Origin of the sequence: Arcobacter sp. YIC-80, from assembly GCF_044841725.1 — a bacterium.
In the GTDB taxonomy this organism is placed as follows: domain Bacteria; phylum Campylobacterota; class Campylobacteria; order Campylobacterales; family Arcobacteraceae; genus Arcobacter_B.
Window position 1 is genome coordinate 136,852 of record NZ_JBJBSI010000001.1, and the last position, 19,640, is coordinate 156,491.

At 26.5% G+C, this 19,640-nt stretch carries 30 protein-coding genes; 20 read left to right on the forward strand and 10 right to left on the reverse strand.

Translation table 11 applies throughout. From position 1 onward, the window contains the following. The first annotated feature begins 12 nt into the window (after positions 1-12). Together guaB and ACH5BK_RS00695 are read left to right on the forward strand one after the other, a co-directional pair. Positions 13-1,458 carry an IMP dehydrogenase gene (gene guaB, locus ACH5BK_RS00690; RefSeq protein ID WP_404303810.1) on the forward strand — a complete coding sequence of 482 codons (1,446 nt, stop codon included), beginning with the start codon at positions 13-15 and terminating at the stop codon, positions 1,456-1,458. Positions 1,459-1,667: 209 nt separating this feature from the next. Next, complete coding sequence (locus ACH5BK_RS00695) at positions 1,668-1,976, forward strand: hypothetical protein (protein WP_404303811.1); 309 nt, start codon at positions 1,668-1,670, stop codon at positions 1,974-1,976. A 217-nt stretch (positions 1,977-2,193) separates the two neighbouring features. On the opposite strand, the gene ACH5BK_RS00700 is transcribed toward ACH5BK_RS00695, so the two are convergent. Continuing rightward, positions 2,194-2,529, reverse strand: a complete 336-nt coding sequence (locus tag ACH5BK_RS00700) for a type II toxin-antitoxin system PemK/MazF family toxin (protein ID WP_404303812.1) — start codon at positions 2,527-2,529, stop codon at positions 2,194-2,196. Next, positions 2,523-2,768: an AbrB/MazE/SpoVT family DNA-binding domain-containing protein gene (locus tag ACH5BK_RS00705; RefSeq protein ID WP_404303813.1), complete on the reverse strand. Its 246-nt coding sequence runs from the start codon at positions 2,766-2,768 to the stop codon at positions 2,523-2,525. Before ACH5BK_RS00705 ends, ACH5BK_RS00700 begins: the two co-directional genes overlap by 7 nt. A gap of 128 nt (positions 2,769-2,896) precedes the next feature. On the opposite strand from ACH5BK_RS00705, the gene ACH5BK_RS00710 reads away from it, so the two are divergent. Beyond that, positions 2,897-3,244 (forward strand): rhodanese-like domain-containing protein, encoded by a 348-nt coding sequence (locus tag ACH5BK_RS00710; protein WP_404303815.1) that lies wholly within the window; start codon positions 2,897-2,899, stop codon positions 3,242-3,244. 80 nt (positions 3,245-3,324) lie between these two features. Here ACH5BK_RS00710 and ACH5BK_RS00715 read toward each other — a convergent pair whose 3' ends face one another. Next, positions 3,325-3,609, reverse strand: a complete 285-nt coding sequence (locus tag ACH5BK_RS00715; RefSeq protein WP_404303816.1) for a DUF3144 domain-containing protein — start codon at positions 3,607-3,609, stop codon at positions 3,325-3,327. Positions 3,610-3,771: 162 nt separating this feature from the next. Between ACH5BK_RS00715 and ACH5BK_RS00720 the strand changes: the two genes are divergently transcribed. The 4 genes from ACH5BK_RS00720 (at position 3,772) to ACH5BK_RS00735 (ending at position 5,561) form a co-directional block, all read left to right on the forward strand. Further along, the gene (locus ACH5BK_RS00720; RefSeq protein ID WP_404303818.1) at positions 3,772-4,023 is read left to right on the forward strand and encodes a hypothetical protein; all 252 of its coding nucleotides are present in this window, start codon (positions 3,772-3,774) and stop codon (positions 4,021-4,023) included. A 59-nt stretch (positions 4,024-4,082) separates the two neighbouring features. Next, positions 4,083-4,307 (forward strand): hypothetical protein, encoded by a 225-nt coding sequence (locus ACH5BK_RS00725; protein WP_404303819.1) that lies wholly within the window; start codon positions 4,083-4,085, stop codon positions 4,305-4,307. 12 nt (positions 4,308-4,319) lie between these two features. Beyond that, positions 4,320-4,847 (forward strand): ClbS/DfsB family four-helix bundle protein, encoded by a 528-nt coding sequence (locus ACH5BK_RS00730; protein ID WP_404303820.1) that lies wholly within the window; start codon positions 4,320-4,322, stop codon positions 4,845-4,847. A gap of 84 nt (positions 4,848-4,931) precedes the next feature. Next, complete coding sequence (locus tag ACH5BK_RS00735) at positions 4,932-5,561, forward strand: adenylate kinase (RefSeq protein ID WP_404303821.1); 630 nt, start codon at positions 4,932-4,934, stop codon at positions 5,559-5,561. 30 nt (positions 5,562-5,591) lie between these two features. On the opposite strand, the gene ACH5BK_RS00740 is transcribed toward ACH5BK_RS00735, so the two are convergent. Further along, positions 5,592-6,014, reverse strand: coding sequence for a hypothetical protein (locus ACH5BK_RS00740; protein ID WP_404303823.1), 423 nt, complete (start codon positions 6,012-6,014; stop codon positions 5,592-5,594). 57 nt (positions 6,015-6,071) lie between these two features. Between ACH5BK_RS00740 and ACH5BK_RS00745 the strand changes: the two genes are divergently transcribed. The 4 genes from ACH5BK_RS00745 (at position 6,072) to ACH5BK_RS00760 (ending at position 9,209) form a co-directional block, all read left to right on the forward strand. After that, positions 6,072-6,524, forward strand: a complete 453-nt coding sequence (locus ACH5BK_RS00745; RefSeq protein WP_404303824.1) for a cupin domain-containing protein — start codon at positions 6,072-6,074, stop codon at positions 6,522-6,524. 23 nt (positions 6,525-6,547) lie between these two features. Next, entirely contained in the window at positions 6,548-7,177 is a 630-nt protein-coding gene (locus ACH5BK_RS00750; protein WP_404303825.1) for a LysE family translocator, read from the forward strand. Positions 7,178-7,242: 65 nt separating this feature from the next. Next, positions 7,243-8,052, forward strand: coding sequence for an AraC family transcriptional regulator (locus ACH5BK_RS00755; protein WP_404303826.1), 810 nt, complete (start codon positions 7,243-7,245; stop codon positions 8,050-8,052). Between the two features lie 218 nt (positions 8,053-8,270). Continuing rightward, positions 8,271-9,209 (forward strand): matrixin family metalloprotease, encoded by a 939-nt coding sequence (locus ACH5BK_RS00760; protein WP_404303828.1) that lies wholly within the window; start codon positions 8,271-8,273, stop codon positions 9,207-9,209. 6 nt (positions 9,210-9,215) lie between these two features. Here the strand turns inward: ACH5BK_RS00760 and ACH5BK_RS00765 are convergent, their stop codons facing one another. Beyond that, a complete protein-coding gene (locus ACH5BK_RS00765) occupies positions 9,216-9,710 on the reverse strand; it encodes a type II toxin-antitoxin system antitoxin SocA domain-containing protein (RefSeq protein ID WP_404303830.1) in 495 nt (164 codons plus the stop codon). A 76-nt stretch (positions 9,711-9,786) separates the two neighbouring features. Between ACH5BK_RS00765 and ACH5BK_RS00770 the strand changes: the two genes are divergently transcribed. Continuing rightward, a complete protein-coding gene (locus ACH5BK_RS00770; protein WP_404303832.1) occupies positions 9,787-10,140 on the forward strand; it encodes a DCC1-like thiol-disulfide oxidoreductase family protein in 354 nt (117 codons plus the stop codon). On the opposite strand, the gene ACH5BK_RS00775 is transcribed toward ACH5BK_RS00770, so the two are convergent. From ACH5BK_RS00775 to ACH5BK_RS00790, 4 genes are all read right to left on the reverse strand, one after another. Then, positions 10,137-11,213 (reverse strand): YeeE/YedE family protein, encoded by a 1,077-nt coding sequence (locus ACH5BK_RS00775; protein ID WP_404303834.1) that lies wholly within the window; start codon positions 11,211-11,213, stop codon positions 10,137-10,139. The two genes, ACH5BK_RS00770 and ACH5BK_RS00775, sit on opposite strands and share 4 nt — an antisense overlap. 1 nt (position 11,214) lies before the next feature. Continuing rightward, positions 11,215-11,484, reverse strand: coding sequence for a hypothetical protein (locus ACH5BK_RS00780; protein WP_404303836.1), 270 nt, complete (start codon positions 11,482-11,484; stop codon positions 11,215-11,217). Between the two features lie 140 nt (positions 11,485-11,624). After that, positions 11,625-12,044 (reverse strand): peptidylprolyl isomerase, encoded by a 420-nt coding sequence (locus ACH5BK_RS00785; protein WP_404303838.1) that lies wholly within the window; start codon positions 12,042-12,044, stop codon positions 11,625-11,627. 68 nt (positions 12,045-12,112) lie between these two features. After that, a complete protein-coding gene (locus ACH5BK_RS00790; RefSeq protein ID WP_404303840.1) occupies positions 12,113-13,147 on the reverse strand; it encodes a coproporphyrinogen III oxidase in 1,035 nt (344 codons plus the stop codon). A 111-nt stretch (positions 13,148-13,258) separates the two neighbouring features. On the opposite strand from ACH5BK_RS00790, the gene ACH5BK_RS00795 reads away from it, so the two are divergent. The 7 genes from ACH5BK_RS00795 to radC all read left to right on the forward strand — a co-directional run bounded on the left by ACH5BK_RS00795 (position 13,259) and on the right by radC (position 17,940). Next, on the forward strand, positions 13,259-13,843 hold the full coding sequence (locus ACH5BK_RS00795) for a DJ-1/PfpI family protein (RefSeq protein WP_404303842.1): 585 nt from the start codon (positions 13,259-13,261) through the stop codon (positions 13,841-13,843). A 17-nt stretch (positions 13,844-13,860) separates the two neighbouring features. Next, positions 13,861-14,865, forward strand: a complete 1,005-nt coding sequence (locus tag ACH5BK_RS00800; RefSeq protein WP_404303843.1) for an adenosine deaminase — start codon at positions 13,861-13,863, stop codon at positions 14,863-14,865. Position 14,866: 1 nt separating this feature from the next. Further along, positions 14,867-15,319 carry a protein tyrosine phosphatase family protein gene (locus ACH5BK_RS00805; RefSeq protein ID WP_404303845.1) on the forward strand — a complete coding sequence of 151 codons (453 nt, stop codon included), beginning with the start codon at positions 14,867-14,869 and terminating at the stop codon, positions 15,317-15,319. A gap of 90 nt (positions 15,320-15,409) precedes the next feature. Then, positions 15,410-16,519, forward strand: a complete 1,110-nt coding sequence (locus ACH5BK_RS00810; protein WP_404303846.1) for a homoserine O-acetyltransferase — start codon at positions 15,410-15,412, stop codon at positions 16,517-16,519. Then, positions 16,520-16,723, forward strand: coding sequence for an exodeoxyribonuclease VII small subunit (xseB, locus tag ACH5BK_RS00815; RefSeq protein ID WP_404303847.1), 204 nt, complete (start codon positions 16,520-16,522; stop codon positions 16,721-16,723). Between the two features lie 61 nt (positions 16,724-16,784). After that, positions 16,785-17,201 carry a type II toxin-antitoxin system PemK/MazF family toxin gene (locus ACH5BK_RS00820; protein ID WP_404303848.1) on the forward strand — a complete coding sequence of 139 codons (417 nt, stop codon included), beginning with the start codon at positions 16,785-16,787 and terminating at the stop codon, positions 17,199-17,201. 76 nt (positions 17,202-17,277) lie between these two features. Next, on the forward strand, positions 17,278-17,940 hold the full coding sequence (gene radC / locus ACH5BK_RS00825; protein ID WP_404303849.1) for a DNA repair protein RadC: 663 nt from the start codon (positions 17,278-17,280) through the stop codon (positions 17,938-17,940). A 12-nt stretch (positions 17,941-17,952) separates the two neighbouring features. Here the strand turns inward: radC and ACH5BK_RS00830 are convergent, their stop codons facing one another. After that, complete coding sequence (locus ACH5BK_RS00830) at positions 17,953-18,435, reverse strand: hypothetical protein (protein WP_404303850.1); 483 nt, start codon at positions 18,433-18,435, stop codon at positions 17,953-17,955. Positions 18,436-18,747: 312 nt separating this feature from the next. Here ACH5BK_RS00830 and ACH5BK_RS00835 point away from each other — a divergent pair, with 312 nt between their 5' ends. Then, complete coding sequence (locus tag ACH5BK_RS00835; protein ID WP_404303851.1) at positions 18,748-19,527, forward strand: sensor histidine kinase; 780 nt, start codon at positions 18,748-18,750, stop codon at positions 19,525-19,527. Positions 19,528-19,640: the final 113 nt, after the last annotated feature.

The window sequence follows — 19,640 nt, forward strand, 5'->3', positions numbered from 1 at the left end:
GGATAATATATTATGAGAATTAGAAAAAGAGCATTAACATTTGAAGACGTTTTATTAGTACCAGCAAAATCAGAAGTATTACCAAAAGAAGTTTGTATTAAAACTAAGCTTACAAAAAATATTGAATTAAATATTCCATTTGTATCAGCTGCTATGGATACAGTAACAGAATACCAAGCTGCTATTGCTATGGCAAGACTTGGAGGAATTGGTATTATTCATAAAAATATGGATATTGAATCACAAGCATTACAATGTAAGAAAGTTAAAAAATCTGAATCAGGAATGATTATAGATCCTATTACAATTGGTCCTGAACAAACTTTACAAGATGCAGAAGATATCATGGCTTCTTATAAAATATCAGGTGTTCCAGTTGTTGATGAAAATAATACTTTATTAGGTATCTTAACAAATAGAGATATGAGATTTACTAAAGATTTTAGTTTATTAGCAAAAGAAAAAATGACAGCTATGCCACTTGTTGTTGCTAAAGAAGGTACAACTTTAGATGAAGCTGCTGATGTAATGCATGCAAATAAAATTGAGAAATTACCAATTGTTGGTGAAAATAATAAATTAATTGGTTTAATTACAATTAAAGATATTAATAAAAAAAGAGAATATCCAAATGCAAACAAAGATGAATTTGGAAGACTAAGAGTTGGTGCTGCAATTGGTGTAGGACAAATGGACAGAGTAAAAGCACTTGTTGATGTAGGTGTAGATGTATTAGTTCTTGATTCTGCTCATGGACATTCAAAAGGTATTTTAGATAGTGTAAAGGCTATAAAAGCTGAATTTGATGTTGATGTTATTGCAGGTAATGTTGCTACTGCTGAAGCAACTGAAGACTTAATTGCAGCTGGTGCTGACGCTGTTAAGGTTGGTATTGGACCTGGTTCTATTTGTACAACTAGAATTGTTGCAGGTGTAGGTGTTCCTCAAATTTCTGCAATTGATGAGTGTGCAGCTGCTGGTAAAAAATTAGGTGTTCCTGTTATCGCTGATGGTGGTATCAAATACTCTGGTGATGTTGCTAAAGCTTTAGCAGTTGGTGCATCTGCTTGTATGATGGGTTCTGCTTTAGCAGGTACTGATGAGTCTCCAGGTGAAGTTGTATTATTCCAAGGAAGAAAATTCAAAACTTATAGAGGAATGGGTTCTATCGGTGCAATGACAAAAGGAAGTAATGATAGATATTTCCAAGAAGGAACAGCAGCTGATAAGTTAGTACCTGAAGGAATTGAAGGTAGAGTAGCTTACAGAGGAAGTGTAAAAGATATCATTCACCAAATGGTAGGTGGACTTAGAGCTTCTATGGGTTACTTAGGTTCTAAAGATATTCCAACATTCCAAGAAAAAGCTGAATTTGTAGAGATTACATCTGCTGGACTTAAAGAGTCTCATGTACATGATGTAACTATTACTAACGAAGCTCCTAATTACCATGTTTAAAAGTGATGTTATAAACATCATCTTTTAAACTTATTCTGCGTTGAAGATTGATTTTTTATTCTCATGTACTTTGTGTACACTCCGAGAAAAAATCACTCTTCGCCTTGACTAAATCTAAAATCTAATACTTCTAACATCACTTTTAAAGTTATTTCTAGTAGAAAATATTATATAATTATTAATTATATAAAAATAAAAAAAGGGATAATATGTCAATTGAAAGTATTGCAAGAGAAATTACTGAAATAAAAAATGAATTAAATGAATTAAGTGAAAGATATGAATCAAAACGATTAGAAATGTATTCATCATTAACTAATAATGGATTAGAAAGTTTCAGAAGTGAGGAATACTTATTTACAAAAGTTCCAGAGACAACTTTCTTGACAATTACTAAGTCAAGATTACATGAAGCATTAAATAATTCTAGTATCTCAGATGAACAAAAGATTGAAATACAAAATATTGCATTTGAAGAGACTACACGAGATGCAAATTTAAGAATTACTAAAATTTAATAACTTGATAAATTTAAAACATTTAGGGATTAGAAGTAGTGGTCGTTGTGACGAATATGAAAAAATTTAAAAATTCTTGGGATATAATATTTAACTTATTCCTAAATTCTTAATTTGGAGTAAAAGAGTTTTTCTAAAGATTTTGTGAAAAGCTATCAATGACTATAAAGTATGTCGGATTTACACTAAGAGTAAGAAATTGAAATTTTTGTATAATTTAAAAAATCACACTCTTAGTGATTCCAAGAACTTGATTTAAAGTATTTTCATTTATTTTCTCTACAAACTTCACTTTTCTAGCATTATAATCAATAGATTTAATTTGTTCAGTCATTATAAAGCCTGTTAGGTTTTCACTTTTAAGTTTTACATGAAAAGGGAAGTCTCTATTTGTATTTGTGATAGGGCAAGCTATTGCTAATCCTAAAGTTTTATTAAAGGCTTCATTACTGATAATTAGTGCTGGTCTTCGACCTTTTTGTTCATGTCCAGCTTGTGGGTCAAACGTAAGTATTACTAAATCTCCTTTTTTAGGAATATAGTTTTTTACCATTCCTCTTTTCCTATTGTTGTATCAAACTCTTCATTTGCTTTATAGTCTTGTGGTATTTTAGATATTAGTTCATTTAAATCATAATCTGGAATATCTTGTCTGATAGGTTCAATAATTGCTTTACCATCTACTATTGTAATATTTACATTATCTCCAATATGAAGTTGTAAACTTTCCATTATGTCTTTTGGTACTCTAAGTCCTTGAGAGTTACCCCATTTTGAAATTTTAGCAGTCATTTTAACTCCTTAATGTATATCCTAAGTATATCTTTTATGCTAGATAATGTCAATAGATAAATTTAAAGTGTTAGAATTAAACCAAAATAGATATAATCATCATCACAAAAAATTAATTAGGAAAATTTATGAATGAAATGATAATCTATCCAATTCTTGTAATAGTAGCTTTCATATTTTATAAAAAATATACTCAATATAAGGTATTAAAACTTGTACCATCACTTTTAGAAGAGGGTGGGCAGATTATTGATGTTAGAACCAAAGGTGAGTTTATAGAAGGTAATAAAGAAGGAAGTATCAATATTCCTTTAGGTTCTTTAAAATCAAGAATAGATGAGTTAGACAATAGTAAACCTATAATTGTTTGTTGTGCTAGTGGTAGTAGAAGTGCTTTAGCAAGACGACTTTTGATTACAAAGGGCTTTGAAAATGTACATAATACTGGTAGTTGGAAGTCTCTTCTAAAGTTTTAAAAGAGACTTTAACTGATAAAAATGAAGCTTATCTTTTAACTTTAGGATTTACTATAGTTTTAAGCTTAGAAAATCACTTATTAAGGGTTTTGTGAAAAGTCATGTGTAACAGCAAAATTATTTATATGTTCTTCTAATGCTAATTTATACTCTTTTGTAAAATACTCAATAATTTTTTCTTTTTCAGCTAACATATCTTCTGCATTGTCAAATGATGTACATGTCATATAAGTAGTAAATCTAGCTGAACCATACATAAGTGAAGCACTTACTTCTCCTAAAGTTAATCCTCTTTCTAATTGTTCATTAGCAACTGCTATGTGTTCATCTGCTCTTTGTAAAAATTCGTTTGATTTCTCGCTCATTAAAATTCCTATTTTTATTTGGATTATAGTTAAAAAATGATTATAGAATAAAACTTTTTAAACTTTTCTCTAGAATATTTGAAAATTTATCAATATTTTTATCCTATTTTTTCACTTTTTTTATCTATAAATGGTACTATTATTTATAAAAAGGAAGCTATTATGTTAGATAAGGTAAAAAAATATTATAAATTAGCTAAGCAAAAAGATATTGATGGCTATTTAATTAAGCTTGGAATTTTAGGTGTTATTATTGGTATTGTTTTTTCAATTCCTATTATAAATCAAGTTTTTGTATGGCTTATTTTATTTGGTATATGTATAAAGCTATATGATTTCACTGAAAAAATTGAACATGATATTGTACCTTATGATTTTAATAATATTTTACCAGCACCTAAAAAAGAAGATTAATATTTCTACTTTTTATGAAAATTTAACTACAATACCAAACTTTAAAAATAAGGTTGAAAATGTCTGGAAAAGAATTAAATATATCTAGTGTAAAAACTACAAAAGGTGATAAATTAGCAGCTAAAGGAAATCAAAATAAAAATGCCACAAGAGTTGCTTTTTCACAAGATAAAAATCAAAAAGAGCAAATAGTAAATGCTAGAAAAAGTACTAATGGTCAATTAGCTAAGAAAAAAGCAAAAAGAAAAGCTGCAAAAGCTTCTAAAAAGAAAAGTAAAAAGTAGTAAAGAAATTATATGAAAAAAGTATCTACTATCTCAACAAATAAAGATAATTTATCTAAATCAATTGAAGATGCTTTTCATAAACTTATTTCTGATTATAAAAAAATATCTTTAGATTATATTCAAATAAATGAAATTGAGGGTAATTTAAAAAATACCAAAATAAATGTATCTGATACTTTATCTTACTTAATAGGTTGGGGTAGGCTTGTTCTTAAATGGTATGATAAAAAATCAAAAAATTTGGAAGTTGATTTTCCTGAAAGTGGTTTTAAATGGAATGAGTTAGGCTCTTTGGCACAACATTTTTATTTGAGTTATAAACAATATTCATATTCAGAATTGCTATTAGAATTTGAAAATACGATAAATAGTATATTAAAATTAGTTTCATCTTTAGACAATGATGAATTATATGGAAGCAACTGGTATAAAAACTATACTTTAGGAAGAATGATACAGTTAAATACATCAGCACCTATGAAAAATGTAAGAACTAAAATTAGAAAATTTAAAAAAGTTTATAAGATAGATATTTAATTTGTATATCTAATTAATCTGTCTTAGGTGTTATTAACTACTTTTTTTATACAATCACGTAAAAGAAAATCAAGGAAATCTAATATGAATTTAATGTTATTTGGTGCACCAGGTGCAGGAAAAGGTACACAAGCAAAATTTTTAATTGAAAAGTATGATATCCCTCAAATTTCAACAGGTGATATCTTAAGAGCTGCTATAGCTGATAAAACTGAAATGGGTATGGAAGCTAAAAAATTTATGGATGAAGGGCAATTAGTTCCTGATTCAACTATTATTGGTATTATTAAAGATAGATTGGCTCAAGAAGATTGTAAAAAAGGTTTTATCCTTGATGGTTTCCCAAGAACGTTACCACAAGCAGAAGCTTTAAATGCTTTAATGAACGATATGGGAATTTCTTTAGATAAGGTTATTTCTTTAAATGTTCCAGATGAATTAATCGTAGAAAGAATTACAGGAAGAAGAACTTCTAAAGTTACTGGTAAAATCTACCACATGAAATTTAACCCACCAACAGATGAAAAAGAAGAAGATCTAATCCAAAGAGCTGATGATACAGAAGAGACTGTAACAAAAAGATTAGCAGCTTATCATGAGCAAACTGCTCCATTAATTGATTTCTATACTAACATGGGTGTTATTGTAGAACTTGATGGTACAAAAGACGTATCAGAAGTAACTACTGATATGTTTGCTGCTATTGAAAAGTAGTAGTAAGTTTTAAGAGTTAAAGCTTTTGCTTTAGCTCTTAGTTTTAATACTATTATTGATTTTGTCTAGTTCTAAGTTTGATTTTTTTTCTAACTCTTCTATTTTTTTTATAAGCTCTTCTTGCGTTGAAAATTCATAATTTTTACAAATATTTTCAATTAATTTATATTTAGTCTCTTTTGAATTATTTATTTTTGATTTTTCATTTTCTTTTTGAATATTATTTCTTTTCGTTATGACGTTTTTTAGGTATAAATCTACGGCTTTTGTGTTAAGCTCATCTTCAATCAAAAATATATCAACATTTTTTAGTATCTCTTCAACTTTTTGTTTTAATTGTTCAAAGGTATATGTTTGTTTATCATTTATTAAATCAATAATTTGTTTATCTATTATATCAAGTATATTTGTATTCATATTTGCCATTTTATATTGTTTTTTGAATTTTATCATAATATAAATCTAATTTAGTTATAAGTAAAAATATACAATTAAATATTTAGGATAAAAATGACAACAATTGAAAATATAGCTGATAAAGAAAACTATACAGCAGTAGATCTTGGAAATTTAGATAATTTAATGAAATACTCATTGATTCATAAAGTAAATAAGCAAAAAATTGAAGGAAAAGTATTTTTAAAAGATGCTACAAAAGCTACTGGTACAGAAATATCATTTAATTCTTTAGCTCCTAATACTGAACAGCCATACTTTCATATTCATACAAAAAATGAAGAAACATATATTATCTTAAAAGGCTTTGGCTATTTTCAAGTTGATGAAGATTGTTTTGAAATAAAAGAAGGTTCAGTTATAAGAGTAGCTCCTAAAGGTGAAAGAGGTATTAGAAATGATTCTAATGAAATTATGACCTATATGGTAATACAATCAAAAGAAAACTCACTTGAAGAACATACTACAGATGATGGTAAAAGAGTAGGGTTTAATCCAAAGTGGTAAAATAAAGATTATAAAGGAAAAATATGAATATTGAAACATTATTAGTTTATACAACTGTAACATTTTTTTATGTTACAAGTCCAGGCCCTGCAATAATTTTAGCAATTGTAAATGGTCTAAGAGCTGATATGAAAACAGTTATGATAAGTTCACTTGCAAATATTATTGGGTTATTTATCTTATCTACGGCATCTATTTTAGGTTTAGGTGTTATTTTAAAGACATCATCAACACTATTTATGATTGTGAAAATACTTGGAGCTTTATACTTAATATATTTAGGTTATAAATTTTTAAGAAATAAAGGAGGTTTTAATATCTCTGATTTAGAAGATGAAAAGATAGTAAAAAGTAAAAAGTCATATTTCTTAGAATCTTTTATTCTTGCCGTAACAAATCCAAAGCCAATACTATTTTTTACAGCGATTTTTCCACAGTTTTTAGATTTAAATAGTTCTATTGCTCCGCAGTTTTTCATAATGACAGGCATTTTTCTATTTATTTCATTTTCTTCTTTATGTACTTATTCTTACATATCGAAAAAATCAAAAGCATTTTTCAAAAATCAAAGAAGAATAAATATTGTAAATAAAATAACAGGTGGATTATTTATATTTATGGGATTGGGTCTTTTAAAAATGAAAAATCAATAGTTATGTCAATTTTATACAAGAGATAAAAATTCTATTGAGATATACTTATATAAAAAGGCAGTTTTATGAATAAGATATTTACTAAAATATACTCAAATAAGAAACTTCCTTTTCTTCAACTTAGATATTCAAATTCAAATAAGCACTATAAAAAGCATTTTCATTCTTCTTTTTCTTTAGGTATAAATAAAGAGGGTTTAAGTATTTATACCAATCAAAATAAGAAGTTTATTCTTGATAAAAATAGACTAAGTATCATGAATCCTTATGAGCTTCATTCTTGTAATTCTTGTGGAAGTACTTTGAATAAATATTATATGATGTATTTAGATACTTCTTGGTGCTCAAAAATACAAAAAATCATAAATAATCGTATATCAAAATTTGTAGCTGTAGATAAAAAAATATTAGAATCAAAAGAGTTTTATAATAGATTTCTAAATTTATGTGAGTTTATTTATGGAGATAATAGCATAGAGGATAAAGAAAATGAACTCATAGAATTTTTCTTAGACTTTTTTGCTTTATATCTAAAAAAAGATGGGGAATTTAAAACAGATAAAAGGTTTGAAGAGATTAAGGCTTTTATAGATAAGAACTATAAAGAAAATATCACTTTAAAGGATATATCAGATAGTTTTGATTTAAATGAATACTATATAATAAGACTTTTCAAAAAGCATTTAAATATTACACCTCATTCATACTTATTAAATTTAAGAGTAAATCATGCAAGAGTATGTTTAAAAGAGGGGATGAGTATAGTTGAAACTGCTTTAGAGTCTGGTTTTTATGATCAAAGTCATTTACATAGAAACTTTTTAAACTTTGTAGCTACAACTCCAAAAGAGTATCAACTCAATTTTGTACAATAAAAAAATTTTCTTTACTTGTTATTTTTATTATTATGTATTTTATTGTTTGTTATATATGTTTAAGTTTATGGGGTATTTTAGGACATAAGGCAAGTATATTTTTTAATACACCTTTAAAAATAAAAGTTTTCAATATATTTATGGGAAGTCTATTAATTTTAAGTGCTTTAGCATTACTACTAAATAGTATCTAAATATTTTTTGAATAAAATGCCTTTATGATTAAAAAAACAGTATTTTCAACACTATTTATAGCATCATCTTTATATGCAGGTTTTCAAGAAGTAAGAATTGGAAAAATTGATAGTTATTATAAAGATAAAATCAATGAAAGGCAATTAAAAACTATTTTAGATGAAATAGAAGAGCATTTTGAGTCAAAACTTGGCTTCGATGTGTTTGATTACTCTTCTATGGGAAAACCTATAGATATTCTTTATGTAAAACCATCAAGTATGGAAAGAAGAATAAACAGAGCTATGAATAGATTTGAAAGAAAAAAAGAAAAAATACATGCCTATCAAAAAGAGTTCACTTCTAAAAAACTTACAATAGATAGACAAACAAAAAACTATAAATCCCTAGAAAAAGAAGTAAATAAAAAAACAGAAGAGTTAAATAGCTATATTCATAAAGTAAATCAAAGAAGAAATATATCAAAAGAAGAGTATGAAAAAATACAAACTTATGTAAAAGCTAAAAAAGTAGTTATAAATCAAAAACTAAAAGAGTTAAGAGTAGAGAGAAGGGCTTTAAAAAGACTAGTAAATAGTTTTAATAATAAAGTTCATTTATATAATACTCATATTCAAAATTATCATAATTTAGCTAATGAAATTGAGTCTTTAAATAGAGGATTTAAAAAAGTAAAAGGTCAAGCAATAGGTGAGAAACAAATAGTTTTAAAAACCTATGTAAAAGATGGAGTTACTATAAAAGAAAAAACAGTAACAAATAGTATGAATAAAATAGAAATTTATGGCTTTGATAATCTAAAAGAACTAAAAGCAATTTTAGCCCATGAGATAGCTCATTTAGTAGGTATTCCTCATATACAAGAGCAGGGCGCTTTAATGAACCCTATCTTGCAAAAAAACCAAAAGCAGAATTTAAATCTAACTTATGATGATATTTTGAACTTTAAAGAGCACTTCTAATATTCATTAGATTATAATCTCTCCTTTTGGAGTAGCTCTTACTTCTTCAATTTTAAAACAATCATTTGCTGTATTTCTAGGAGAAGTTTCTAGGTATTTTTCTACAACTTTATGGATTGTAGTTAATTCTTCTTTTTCAAACAATTCTTCATCAAACTCTTCTTCCATTTTGATAAATTTTAACTCAATAAATTTATCATTTGCTTTTACTTCAATATCTAAGTAGTCTAATAATTCTTGAATTAAAAATAGTCTTGGATCTTCTTCGTCTAAGTCTTCTTCATTTGCGATTATGTCAAATAATTCACTTAAAACGGCAGGTTCTGGATTTCTAGCTGCTTTTATGTACTCTTCATTAAAGATTTTACTTCCACAATGTTTTGAATGGTTAAAATCCATTAAAAAAAGCATTATTGATAGTTTTTTGTCATTTAGATGTTTTACTTGCTTATGTAACATATATAAAATTACATTTGCTACTTTAGTCATATCTATATTCAAATAGTTTCCTTTGTTTAAATTAAATGAAGTATACAATATTTATGATATATAATACATAATAAATAAAAGGCATAAAATGCAAATAAAACTATATTATGATAAAGAGTGTCCTTTTTGTAGAAAATATGCTCAGATTTTAAAGTTAAAACAAAATCATGAAGTAAATATATTAAATGCAAGAGAAAATCAAAAAGATATTCTATTATTCAAAGAAAAAGGCTTTGATATAAATGAAGGTTTTATAATCTTTATAGATGAAAAGAAGATTTTACAAGGAAGTGATGCAGTTATATTTTTAGACAAATTAAGTGAAAAAAAATTGTTTTTAGTAGATACTTGGCTTTTTAAAAAGATTGCTTATCCAATAATAAAGCAAATAAGAAAAGTGATTTTATTAATACTTGGGAAGAACCCAAATATTAAGTTTTAGATTTGATAATCAGGTGTATTATCATCCCAGTCAAAGATAAAACACATAGGTAGTTTATCTCTTTTATTTAAGTATTTAGCAGTGATAACTGCACTTATAAAAATAGAAATAATCGCAACAGCAGAAGCTAAAGCTAAAGTAGAAAGACCCGTAAGCCCTTGACCAACTGTACATCCTATTGATAAAACACCACCTGTTCCCATAAGTGCACCACCAAACATATTGTATTTTGATCTATTTATATTTTGGTTTGCTGTACATCCAAAGCTATATTGTCTATTTATTTTAGACATAGCAAAAGCTCCTAAAACAACACCAATTACAACAGCAATATTAAATGTTAGAACATTTACTTGATAGAAACTAAATAACTCAAAAGTTTTGGCAGTAGGATATATAAAAGTAATACCATTTAATTCAATCATTCTTTCAATACTCTCTTCACCCATAACTCCTGTTACATACCATGAAGCTGCAATTAAAAGACCAATTAAAAAGCCATCAATTAAGCTAATTAATCTTTTTGTTCTTTTAATAACAAATGCAAGAATTAAAACTAAAATACCAACTACAAAATAAACATTCATAGTTACATTTCCAAGTATTGCAGACCAGCTAAGTAAAGTTTCATTTTTAGTAATGGGTGAAAAGAAACCATTTAAAAGTCCATTTGCAGTAGCAAAGGCAAAAATACCTATAAATACTAAAGCTATTAGTGCATTTGGATCACCTTGTGCAAACTTTACAAGTTGTCTATTTCCACAACCATCAGCTATCATCATTCCTGCACCAAATAAAGCTCCACCAATAATAATAGAAAAATAATTTATATTTTCTCTATAATAGTTTGACTCAGTTAAATCTATCTCAAAGTAGTGTGCAACTATTGTAGTAGATATAATAGCTATAATCATAGCCATAAGTACAGAAGAACCTCTTTTAGTAGATTTTGTTAACATATAGTCTTTGATTGAGCCACTAAAACAAAACTGTTTTTTTTGAGCTATTGCTCCAAAAGCAAGACCTATTATAAGACCTAGTATGTTTATTATTTCAAATACTTCTAAATCCATTTTAAACCTCTTGGTTTTCTGTTCTCATATCTTCAAGACCTTCCAAAATATCAAGTGCTTGTTCTTCTGTTAATTTATCATTTTGTATATCTAAAATAACCTCATCAAAGTATTGTTTTACTTGCTTTATATATTCTAATTCAGCTTTTAAGTCTTTAGCATCTTTTTTACTGGCAGATTTTATATTTATTTCAAGTTCATTAATAGTTTCATTTACTTCTACAAGTACATCTGTTTTTAATAGTTCTTCTAATTTTTTAATATTACTCATACCTCTCCTTTTTTTGAAATTATAACCAAATGTTTATAAATAAGTTGCTGTAATAAAAATCATAAAAGAAATAAATTTAGTTAGTTATTTTATAAAGTATTTAAGAGAGTAAACCCCAAGTAGTCTTGGGGTTTTATAATTTAGATAATTGTATTAATAGTAATAGAGAAGTTTAATTCTTGTCCTGCTAAAGGATGGTTAAAATCAACTACAATTTCATTGTCTCTAATCTCATCAACAACAACTTGAATTGGTTGACCATTTTCACCTTGACCTTGTAGTGACATACCAACTTCTAGTTCCATATCTCCAAATTGTTCTTTAGGTAAAGCTTGTTTTGCTTCAGGGTTATATTCTCCATAAGCTTCTGCTGCTGGTACAGTAACTTCTTTTGTATCACCTTCATTCATTTCATTAATTCTTGATTCTAAACCAGGAATTAACTGCCCAATTCCAAAAGTGAATTCTAAAGGATCTTTACCAATATTGCTATCAACTACCTCTCCATTTACTTTTAATTCGTAATTCATTGTTACTACTTGATTTTCTTGTATAGCCATATTGACTCCTTTATTTATTATTTTAAACATGGTATCTAAAAAAAATAACAGGCACCTAAAATAAATTATTATTTTTTATGATTTTGAACAGTACTTGGTATTGTATTCCCACTTGCTTGGTGTGTTAAAGCTTCTTTATTATTCTTATAAAATTCTCTAACTTTATTTGCTAAGCGTAGTTTAGTATCAATATCAATTAAACCTTTATCACTTATGCACGATACTAAGTCTTGAACTAAAGATTTTTGAATATTTGGAACTTTTGTAATCCATGAATTTAATAACTGTTTATTTATATATTTAGGAAGAGAACCCATAATACCTGCATCATTTTGATTATGTACTAAAAGTCCTGAGGTTGTTCCTCTATCAAGTGTTAGAACTTGAAATAAGTATAAAGTATGATAATCTAATTGTTGTTTTATATCATCTACACTAAATAAAGCTCTTTGTTGTATAGCATTTTCTAAAATTTCAACATAAGTATCAATAATTCCCTCACCAAAATTCATGGCAAAATCATAATCAGCTTTTTTATCATCAGTTTTATAGTTTTCTAAATAAAAGTGACTAACTCCTCTGTGCCTATTAAGTGTAGGAATAAAGAAGTATTTTTCCCCTTGTTTTACACCTTCTTCATACTTTTCTTTTGAAAGTTCTTTAATTGCTGTTTCAAACTTTTGTTTGTCATCTTCATTTTCTATACTTGGATTTAAATCAGCCATAACCCTCCAATAAGAATGAGAATCTCTTAAACAAGTAAGTGAGATATGTATATGTATTGATGGAAGTTTTGGATTATTTGGATGAATAATAGTTGAAATAGCTGTGGCACTTTGTAGTTTTTTTTCTTTCATATCATCATAATGAACTTGAGATACATTTATACTTGCAGTATTAAATAAAGACTCATCTCTAGCTTCAAATCTACTTCCTCCTCCATGAGTTCCTTCATCTCTTAACCATAAAACTTCTTCAAACTCTTTGTTTTGTCCATATTTTTTACTTAATTCATTTAGCTTTTGTGCAAATCTTTTTTGTAAAGCTCTTGTAAGTGTATAAGCATTTTTAGCTTCTTGTGAGCTTGCCATAATCATTTTCATAAAATAAAACCTTCAAATTTTTTCCTAATTGTAACATAGCAGTATAAAAAACTATTAAGAAAGTTTATATATGTTTAGTTATACTTCCGAAAATTTTTAAAAGGAAATTTATTGAATATCGGAATATATATTTATGAAAATGCAGAAGTTTTAGATTTTAGTGGGCCTTTTGAGGTTTTCTCAACTGCATCAAGATTTTTAAAAAATAAAGATAAATTCAATGTTTTTTTAGTATCAGAAGAAAATAAAGCAATACAAGCAAGGGGTGGATTTAGCGTTTATCCTAAGTATAGTTTTGCGGACTGTCCTACTTTAGATGTGTTAATAGTAGTAGGTGGAGTTCATCAAAAAGAGTTAAAAAAACAAAATGTAATCTCTTGGATAAAACACAAATCAGAAAATGCACAATATACAGCGTCTGTTTGTACAGGGGCTTTTTTATTAGCAAAAGCTAAGGTTATTAAAAAACAAAAAGTTACAACTCATTGGGAAGATATAAAAGATTTAAGAAAACAGTTCCCAAAGCTTGAAGTTATTGAAAATGTAAGATGGGTTGAACAAAAAAATATAATTACTTCAGCTGGTATTAGTGCTGGAATTGATATGAGTTTGTATCTAGTAAGTAAAATCAAAAATAAAAAGCTTGCGTATAAAACAGCAAAACAAATGGATTTTGATTGGAAAGAAAATAAATAGATTAAGTAGGAATAAATATGAAAGAATTAATTAAAGCTTTACCAAAAGCAGAACTACATTTACATATTGAGGGTTCTTTAGAGCCTGAACTTATGTTTAAACTAGCAAAAAGAAATAAAATACAAATTCCATATAAAAGTGTAGAAGAAGTAAAAACTGCTTATAACTTTACAAATTTACAAAGTTTTTTAGATATTTATTATGCAGGTGCAAATGTACTTATAACAAAACAAGATTTTTATGATATGACTTGGGAATATATTTTAAAATGTAAAGAAAACAATGTAGTTCATACAGAAATATTTTTTGATCCACAAACACATACCCAAAGAGATATAAGCTTTGATGTAGTAATAAGTGGAATAAAACAAGCCTTAGATGATGCACAAGAAAAGTTTGGAATTACATCTGAAATAATCATGTGTTTTTTAAGACATTTATCTCAAGAAGAAGCTTTTAAAACTTTAAATGAAGCCTTAGCATATAAAGATATTATTATAGGTATTGGACTTGATTCATCAGAGCTTGGAAATCCTCCTAAGAAGTTTGAAAAGGTATTTAAAAAAGCAAAGGAAGAAGGTTTTAAACTAGTTGCTCACGCAGGAGAAGAAGGAGATGTATCTTATATAGAAGATGCCCTTGATTTACTTCAAATACAAAGAATAGACCATGGAGTACAAGCTATAAATAGCAAAACTTTAATGAAAAGACTAAAAGATGAGCAAATACCTCTTACGGTTTGTCCAAATTCAAATATAGAGTTAAAAGTATTTGAAAACTATAAAGAACATAATATAAAAGAGCTTTTAGACTATGGGCTTAATGTTACAGTAAATTCAGATGATCCAGCTTACTTCAAAGGATACATGAATCAAAACTTTTTCAATCTTTATGAAAATATAGATTTAAATAAAGAAGATATTGTAACACTTGTAAAAAACTCTTTTAAAAGTGCTTTTATAAATGATGAATTAAAACAAAAGTATTTAAAACAAGTAGAGCAAGTAGCAAAGGAGTTTTAAAATGGAAGAACTTTTAAACTATATAAAGATAAATGAACTAATACATACAAGTGGACAACCAACAAAACAACAGTTTAAAAAATTAAAAGAAGAAGAGTTTGAAGTAGTAATAAATTTAGCTTTATGTAACTCTTCAAATGCAATAGAAGATCAAGATAAAATAGTAAGTCAATTAGGAATGAGTTATATTCACTTACCTGTGGATTTTGAGGAACCAAAATTAAGTGATTTAAAGCTTTTTATTAATATTTTACAAGCTTTAGGATCAAATAAAGTTTTAGTTCATTGTGCTAAAAACTATAGAGTTAGTGCTTTTATGTATGTATATCATAAGTATATACTTCAAACTCCCTTTGACAATATAGATTTATCTATATTTGAGCAATGGAGTCCAAATAAAACATGGCAGACTTTGATGAAAACCAGCCTAGAAGACTTAAAAAAGGCTCTTTAAGAAATAATAACTAAACCAAATTCTTATAAAAATTTTGCTAATATAAATAGGATTAAAAATATTAAGTATATTAAAGAAGATAGGTAAAATTTGAGAATAGAGACTAAAACTGAAAAATTTGAAGAACCTTTACATTTAGAAAGTGGTAGGATTTTAGAGTCTTTTGAGTTGATATATGAAACTTATGGAGAACTAAATGAGGATAAATCAAATGTAATTGTAATCTGTCATGCACTAGCAGGTTCACACCATGCAGCAGGAAGATATGCAAACGAAGCAAAACCTGGATGGTGGGATAAGTTTATAGGTGATGGAAAAGTAGTAGATACAACTAAATATTTTGTTATTTGTTCTAATAACTTAGGAAGTACCTTTGGGTCAACTAATCCTTTAAGTATTGATCCCTCAACTGGAAAAGAGTATAGATTTAAATTTCCAATACTTACAATTTCAGATGTTGTAAAAGCTCAAATGAGGCTTTATGATAGATTAGGGATTAAAAAAGCAAAAGCTGTTATTGGGGGTTCTATGGGTGGAATGCAAGCACTTTGTTATTCTATTGAACAACCTGATTTTTCCGATACAGTAATAGCTATGGCAACAACAGCATATACAAGACCATGGGCAATTGCTATAAATAAAATAGCAATAGAATCTATCAGACACGACCCAGCTTTTAAAGATGGTTTTTATGAACCTGATGATTTACAAGCCAAAGGACTTCCAGGACTTGCTATTGGTAGAATGGCAGGCTTAATAGCATATTTAAGTCCTACATTATTCAATGATAAATTTGGAAGAGAGTATTCAAGAACAGACGGTTTATATGAACTATTTGGTAGATTTGAAGTTGAAAGATACTTAGAATATAACTCATATAGTTTTCCTAAGTTTTTTGATCCTTTATCGTATTTATATATTTGTAAAACAATGAATATCTTTGATGCAGCAAGAAATAAAGATAAACTAGAAGACTCTTTTGATAAAGTTAAGTGTAATTTACACCTTATATCTTTTAGAGATGATATGCTTTTCTTCCCTGAAGAAATGGAAGAAATAAGAGATATTATGATAAAACTTGGAAAGCAAAATCAAGTAACATATAAAATGGTAGATAGCCAATCAGGACATGACTCATTTTTAGTTGAGGTTGAGAAGTTTGAAGACCATGTAAGAGATATTTTAAAAGGAATAGAATAAATGAGTGAAGAAATAAAAGAAGAAAAATTAGTATTTGAAGATAAAATAATAAAAGCAAAAAATCTTTTAGATAAACTTTCAAATCCAGAAATTACACTAAGTGATTCACTAGAAGTATATAAAACAGGAATGAAAGAGTTAGAAGAAGCTCAAAAGCTTTTAGATGAAGCAAAACTTATTTTTACAACTGAAAATAAAAACTAATATATAACTTATAATATTATTATGTAAACTTAGATAAACTTCTTCTATATAGGAGAAGTTTATGAAAACACTCACACAAGACTTTGATGATTGGAATGGCATCAAGAAAACTACAAATAAAAATAAAAGAAAATTAGGTATTAAACTAAGAGAAATATTTTGGGCTAAGATTGGATTGAATATTGGAAGTGAAAAGTATGGGAAAGATAAACACTTCGCTAGACCAGTAATAATCATAAGAAGATTAACAAGTGATTTATTTATTGGTGTGCCATTGACAAGTACTATAAAGAATAATGACTATTTCCATTCTTTTAAATATGATAATAAACAAAATGGATGTGTATATAATTCAGCGATGATATTACAATTAAGAGTGTATAGTATAAAAAGACTTATGAATAAAGTCGGAATTGTAAATAAAAGTGATTTCAATTTTATTGTGGAGAAGTGTCAAAAAATAGTTAGCCCCACTTAAAAAAGCGGGTGTGCCCGTAGGCGAATTATGAAAAATTATAACATAGTAAAATATTTTTGTCAAATAAGGTATAGTCATGAGTAGTATAAAAAAATTAGAAAATATAGATAAACCAAGGGAAAGACTTCTAAAACTAGGAAGTGCTAATCTAAAAAATTATGAGCTTTTAGCAGTTTTACTTGGAAGTGGTGTAAAAGATAAAGATGTGATAACACTTTCAAAAGAGATAATTAAACTATTTGAAAATGATTTTGAAAGTTTAGATTTACAAAAACTTCTTTTAGTACATGGTTTAGGAAAAGCAAAAGCTTGTCAAATAGTAAGTGCTATAGAGTTATCAAGAAGATATCTTATAAAAAACAATAGGATAAAAATATCATCTTCTAAACAAGTCTATGAAGAACTAAAAAAATATCATCACAAACAACAAGAATACTTCTTAGCTCTTTATCTTGATGGAGCAAATCACCTAGTAGACACAAAAGTTATAAGTATTGGTACTTTAAATCAAAGCTTGGTACATCCAAGGGAAGTTTTTTCTTATGCCATAGAAAAAAGATGTGCTAGTATCATAGTAGCTCACAACCACCCAAGTGGTATTTTAAAACCAAGTAATGAAGATATAAACGTAACAAAAAGACTAAAAGAGTCTGCAAAAATACTAGGAATAGAACTTCTTGATCATCTGATATTTACAAAAGAGGGCTTTTATAGTTTTCAAGAAGAGGGGATTTTGTAAAATTTTATTATTTTAGATAGAGTTATTAAACTCTTTTAATTCAGTTAATTTAAGTTTTAAATTTTCAAGTAGTGGTTTAGGAGCATAAGGTAAAAGAGAAATAACTTCATTTTCTAAACTTTTTGAATTATTATATTCACTTTTAGGTTCATTTACTACAAAGTTTTCATACTCTTTTATTTCTAGTTTACTTTTTATCATCTGTAACTCTTCATTTGTTGCAGATTTTAAAATATTTTGAAAAAATTTCTTTCTACTTTTTTTATCGTTTGTAAAAAGCTCTTGCTCTGTTACTTGAAGAACTTCCGCAATATAAGGAATAAGTTCAATTTTAATTGCATTGCTTCCATCGAGATATTTATAAATAGTTTTTTCTGTAGGAGTTTCTCCTGTGCTATTTAGCTTAGGTTCTAAATCTCTTAATCTCTTAGAAAATTCTCTTTTTGTAAGATTCTTTTCTTGTATTAAACTATTTATTCTCTCGTGTATATTCATCTAGTTCCTTTTTTCATAATTGTATTTAAAAATATTATTTAATTAATAGAACTTTAATTCTCTTATTTGTAGAATATAAAAGTAATTTACTTTAATATAAATTGCTTCTTTTCCTAAGATTATAAAGGTCTATGTATGATAGAAAAAATAGTGAATTTTATTGTGTTTTTAATATTTTGTTGTTTAAATTATTTTTTTTATTTAAAGATATATGAATATGAGGTGGCTGGAATAATTGGAAATAAATTAAGATTATTTTTTATTTTGTTGATTTTTTTTAATATTATACTTTTAACTTTTATTTTTTTTAAAATGAAAAACAAAAAGACAATACTTCTTAAGAGAATAGATGACTATGAAGAAAAGATATCAAAACTTCATTTTGGTTTAGAACAAGCTAAGCAAAAATCTATAAAAGAACTCCTGTCAAATATAGCACATCATTGGAGACAACCTCTAACTATAATATCCTTACTATCAACTTCAATGCAAATGTATAAAAAAGAAAACATAGAATTAAGTGAAATAATAAAAAATGGACAAATCATAAATGATAATGCTCAATATTTATCAAAAATAATAGAAGAATTTTCTAAAAAACATATAGTTAATGAGAAAAAAGAAATGTTAAAAATAGATTTAATATTAGAAGATTTTTTATTAACTTATGATTTTTCAGGAATTAATATAAGTTTTGATTTAAAAGAAAATTTATATTTATATACATATAAAAAAGAATTTATAAAGATTTTAGATTATATTTTAACAAATGCTAAAGAAAAGTTTATAGAAAGAGATATAAAAAATAAGATGATTTTGATAGAACTTTTTGAAAATAAAAACTTTTTGATTATACAAATAAAAGATAATGCAGGTGGAATAAAAAAAGAAATTATAAATAGGATTTTTGAACCATACGTAACAACAAAATTTAAATCTAAAAATGTAGGTTTAGGTTTATATTTAACATATAAAATAGTAACACAAGAATTAAATGGCAAAATAGAAGCTAAAAATATAGAATTTTACGATGAGATAAGTCAAAAAAAGTATAAAGGTTCACAGTTTATCCTTCAAATACCAAGAATTTAATATTATCTAAACTTATTTACTTGATTATATTTTGATACAAGTCAAAGAAATTTAACCTAAATGTGTTATCATTACAAGATAATATAACTTTTATAAACTTTACTTATTTACTA

What these genes read in the sequence shown, in the direction of transcription:
- ACH5BK_RS00695 (WP_404303811.1), top strand. Translation starts at nt 1,668, where the DNA reads ATGTCAATTGAAAGTATTGCAAGAGAAATTACTGAAATAAAAAATGAA.
- ACH5BK_RS00805 (WP_404303845.1), top strand. Translation starts at nt 14,867, where the DNA reads ATGGAAGAACTTTTAAACTATATAAAGATAAATGAACTAATACATACA.
- ACH5BK_RS00700 (WP_404303812.1), bottom strand. Translation starts at nt 2,529, where the DNA reads ATGGTAAAAAACTATATTCCTAAAAAAGGAGATTTAGTAATACTTACG.
- ACH5BK_RS00780 (WP_404303836.1), bottom strand. Translation starts at nt 11,484, where the DNA reads ATGAGTAATATTAAAAAATTAGAAGAACTATTAAAAACAGATGTACTT.
- ACH5BK_RS00760 (WP_404303828.1), top strand. Translation starts at nt 8,271, where the DNA reads ATGATTAAAAAAACAGTATTTTCAACACTATTTATAGCATCATCTTTA.
- ACH5BK_RS00775 (WP_404303834.1), bottom strand. Translation starts at nt 11,213, where the DNA reads ATGGATTTAGAAGTATTTGAAATAATAAACATACTAGGTCTTATAATA.
- guaB (WP_404303810.1), top strand. Translation starts at nt 13, where the DNA reads ATGAGAATTAGAAAAAGAGCATTAACATTTGAAGACGTTTTATTAGTA.
- ACH5BK_RS00745 (WP_404303824.1), top strand. Translation starts at nt 6,072, where the DNA reads ATGACAACAATTGAAAATATAGCTGATAAAGAAAACTATACAGCAGTA.
- ACH5BK_RS00790 (WP_404303840.1), bottom strand. Translation starts at nt 13,147, where the DNA reads ATGAAAATGATTATGGCAAGCTCACAAGAAGCTAAAAATGCTTATACA.
- ACH5BK_RS00740 (WP_404303823.1), bottom strand. Translation starts at nt 6,014, where the DNA reads ATGATAAAATTCAAAAAACAATATAAAATGGCAAATATGAATACAAAT.
- ACH5BK_RS00715 (WP_404303816.1), bottom strand. Translation starts at nt 3,609, where the DNA reads ATGAGCGAGAAATCAAACGAATTTTTACAAAGAGCAGATGAACACATA.
- ACH5BK_RS00735 (WP_404303821.1), top strand. Translation starts at nt 4,932, where the DNA reads ATGAATTTAATGTTATTTGGTGCACCAGGTGCAGGAAAAGGTACACAA.
- ACH5BK_RS00785 (WP_404303838.1), bottom strand. Translation starts at nt 12,044, where the DNA reads ATGGCTATACAAGAAAATCAAGTAGTAACAATGAATTACGAATTAAAA.
- ACH5BK_RS00820 (WP_404303848.1), top strand. Translation starts at nt 16,785, where the DNA reads ATGAAAACACTCACACAAGACTTTGATGATTGGAATGGCATCAAGAAA.
- ACH5BK_RS00725 (WP_404303819.1), top strand. Translation starts at nt 4,083, where the DNA reads ATGTCTGGAAAAGAATTAAATATATCTAGTGTAAAAACTACAAAAGGT.
- ACH5BK_RS00770 (WP_404303832.1), top strand. Translation starts at nt 9,787, where the DNA reads ATGCAAATAAAACTATATTATGATAAAGAGTGTCCTTTTTGTAGAAAA.
- radC (WP_404303849.1), top strand. Translation starts at nt 17,278, where the DNA reads ATGAGTAGTATAAAAAAATTAGAAAATATAGATAAACCAAGGGAAAGA.
- ACH5BK_RS00705 (WP_404303813.1), bottom strand. Translation starts at nt 2,768, where the DNA reads ATGACTGCTAAAATTTCAAAATGGGGTAACTCTCAAGGACTTAGAGTA.
- ACH5BK_RS00710 (WP_404303815.1), top strand. Translation starts at nt 2,897, where the DNA reads ATGAATGAAATGATAATCTATCCAATTCTTGTAATAGTAGCTTTCATA.
- ACH5BK_RS00730 (WP_404303820.1), top strand. Translation starts at nt 4,320, where the DNA reads ATGAAAAAAGTATCTACTATCTCAACAAATAAAGATAATTTATCTAAA.
- ACH5BK_RS00755 (WP_404303826.1), top strand. Translation starts at nt 7,243, where the DNA reads ATGAATAAGATATTTACTAAAATATACTCAAATAAGAAACTTCCTTTT.
- ACH5BK_RS00830 (WP_404303850.1), bottom strand. Translation starts at nt 18,435, where the DNA reads ATGAATATACACGAGAGAATAAATAGTTTAATACAAGAAAAGAATCTT.
- ACH5BK_RS00835 (WP_404303851.1), top strand. Translation starts at nt 18,748, where the DNA reads ATGAAAAACAAAAAGACAATACTTCTTAAGAGAATAGATGACTATGAA.
- ACH5BK_RS00750 (WP_404303825.1), top strand. Translation starts at nt 6,548, where the DNA reads ATGAATATTGAAACATTATTAGTTTATACAACTGTAACATTTTTTTAT.
- xseB (WP_404303847.1), top strand. Translation starts at nt 16,520, where the DNA reads ATGAGTGAAGAAATAAAAGAAGAAAAATTAGTATTTGAAGATAAAATA.
- ACH5BK_RS00800 (WP_404303843.1), top strand. Translation starts at nt 13,861, where the DNA reads ATGAAAGAATTAATTAAAGCTTTACCAAAAGCAGAACTACATTTACAT.
- ACH5BK_RS00720 (WP_404303818.1), top strand. Translation starts at nt 3,772, where the DNA reads ATGTTAGATAAGGTAAAAAAATATTATAAATTAGCTAAGCAAAAAGAT.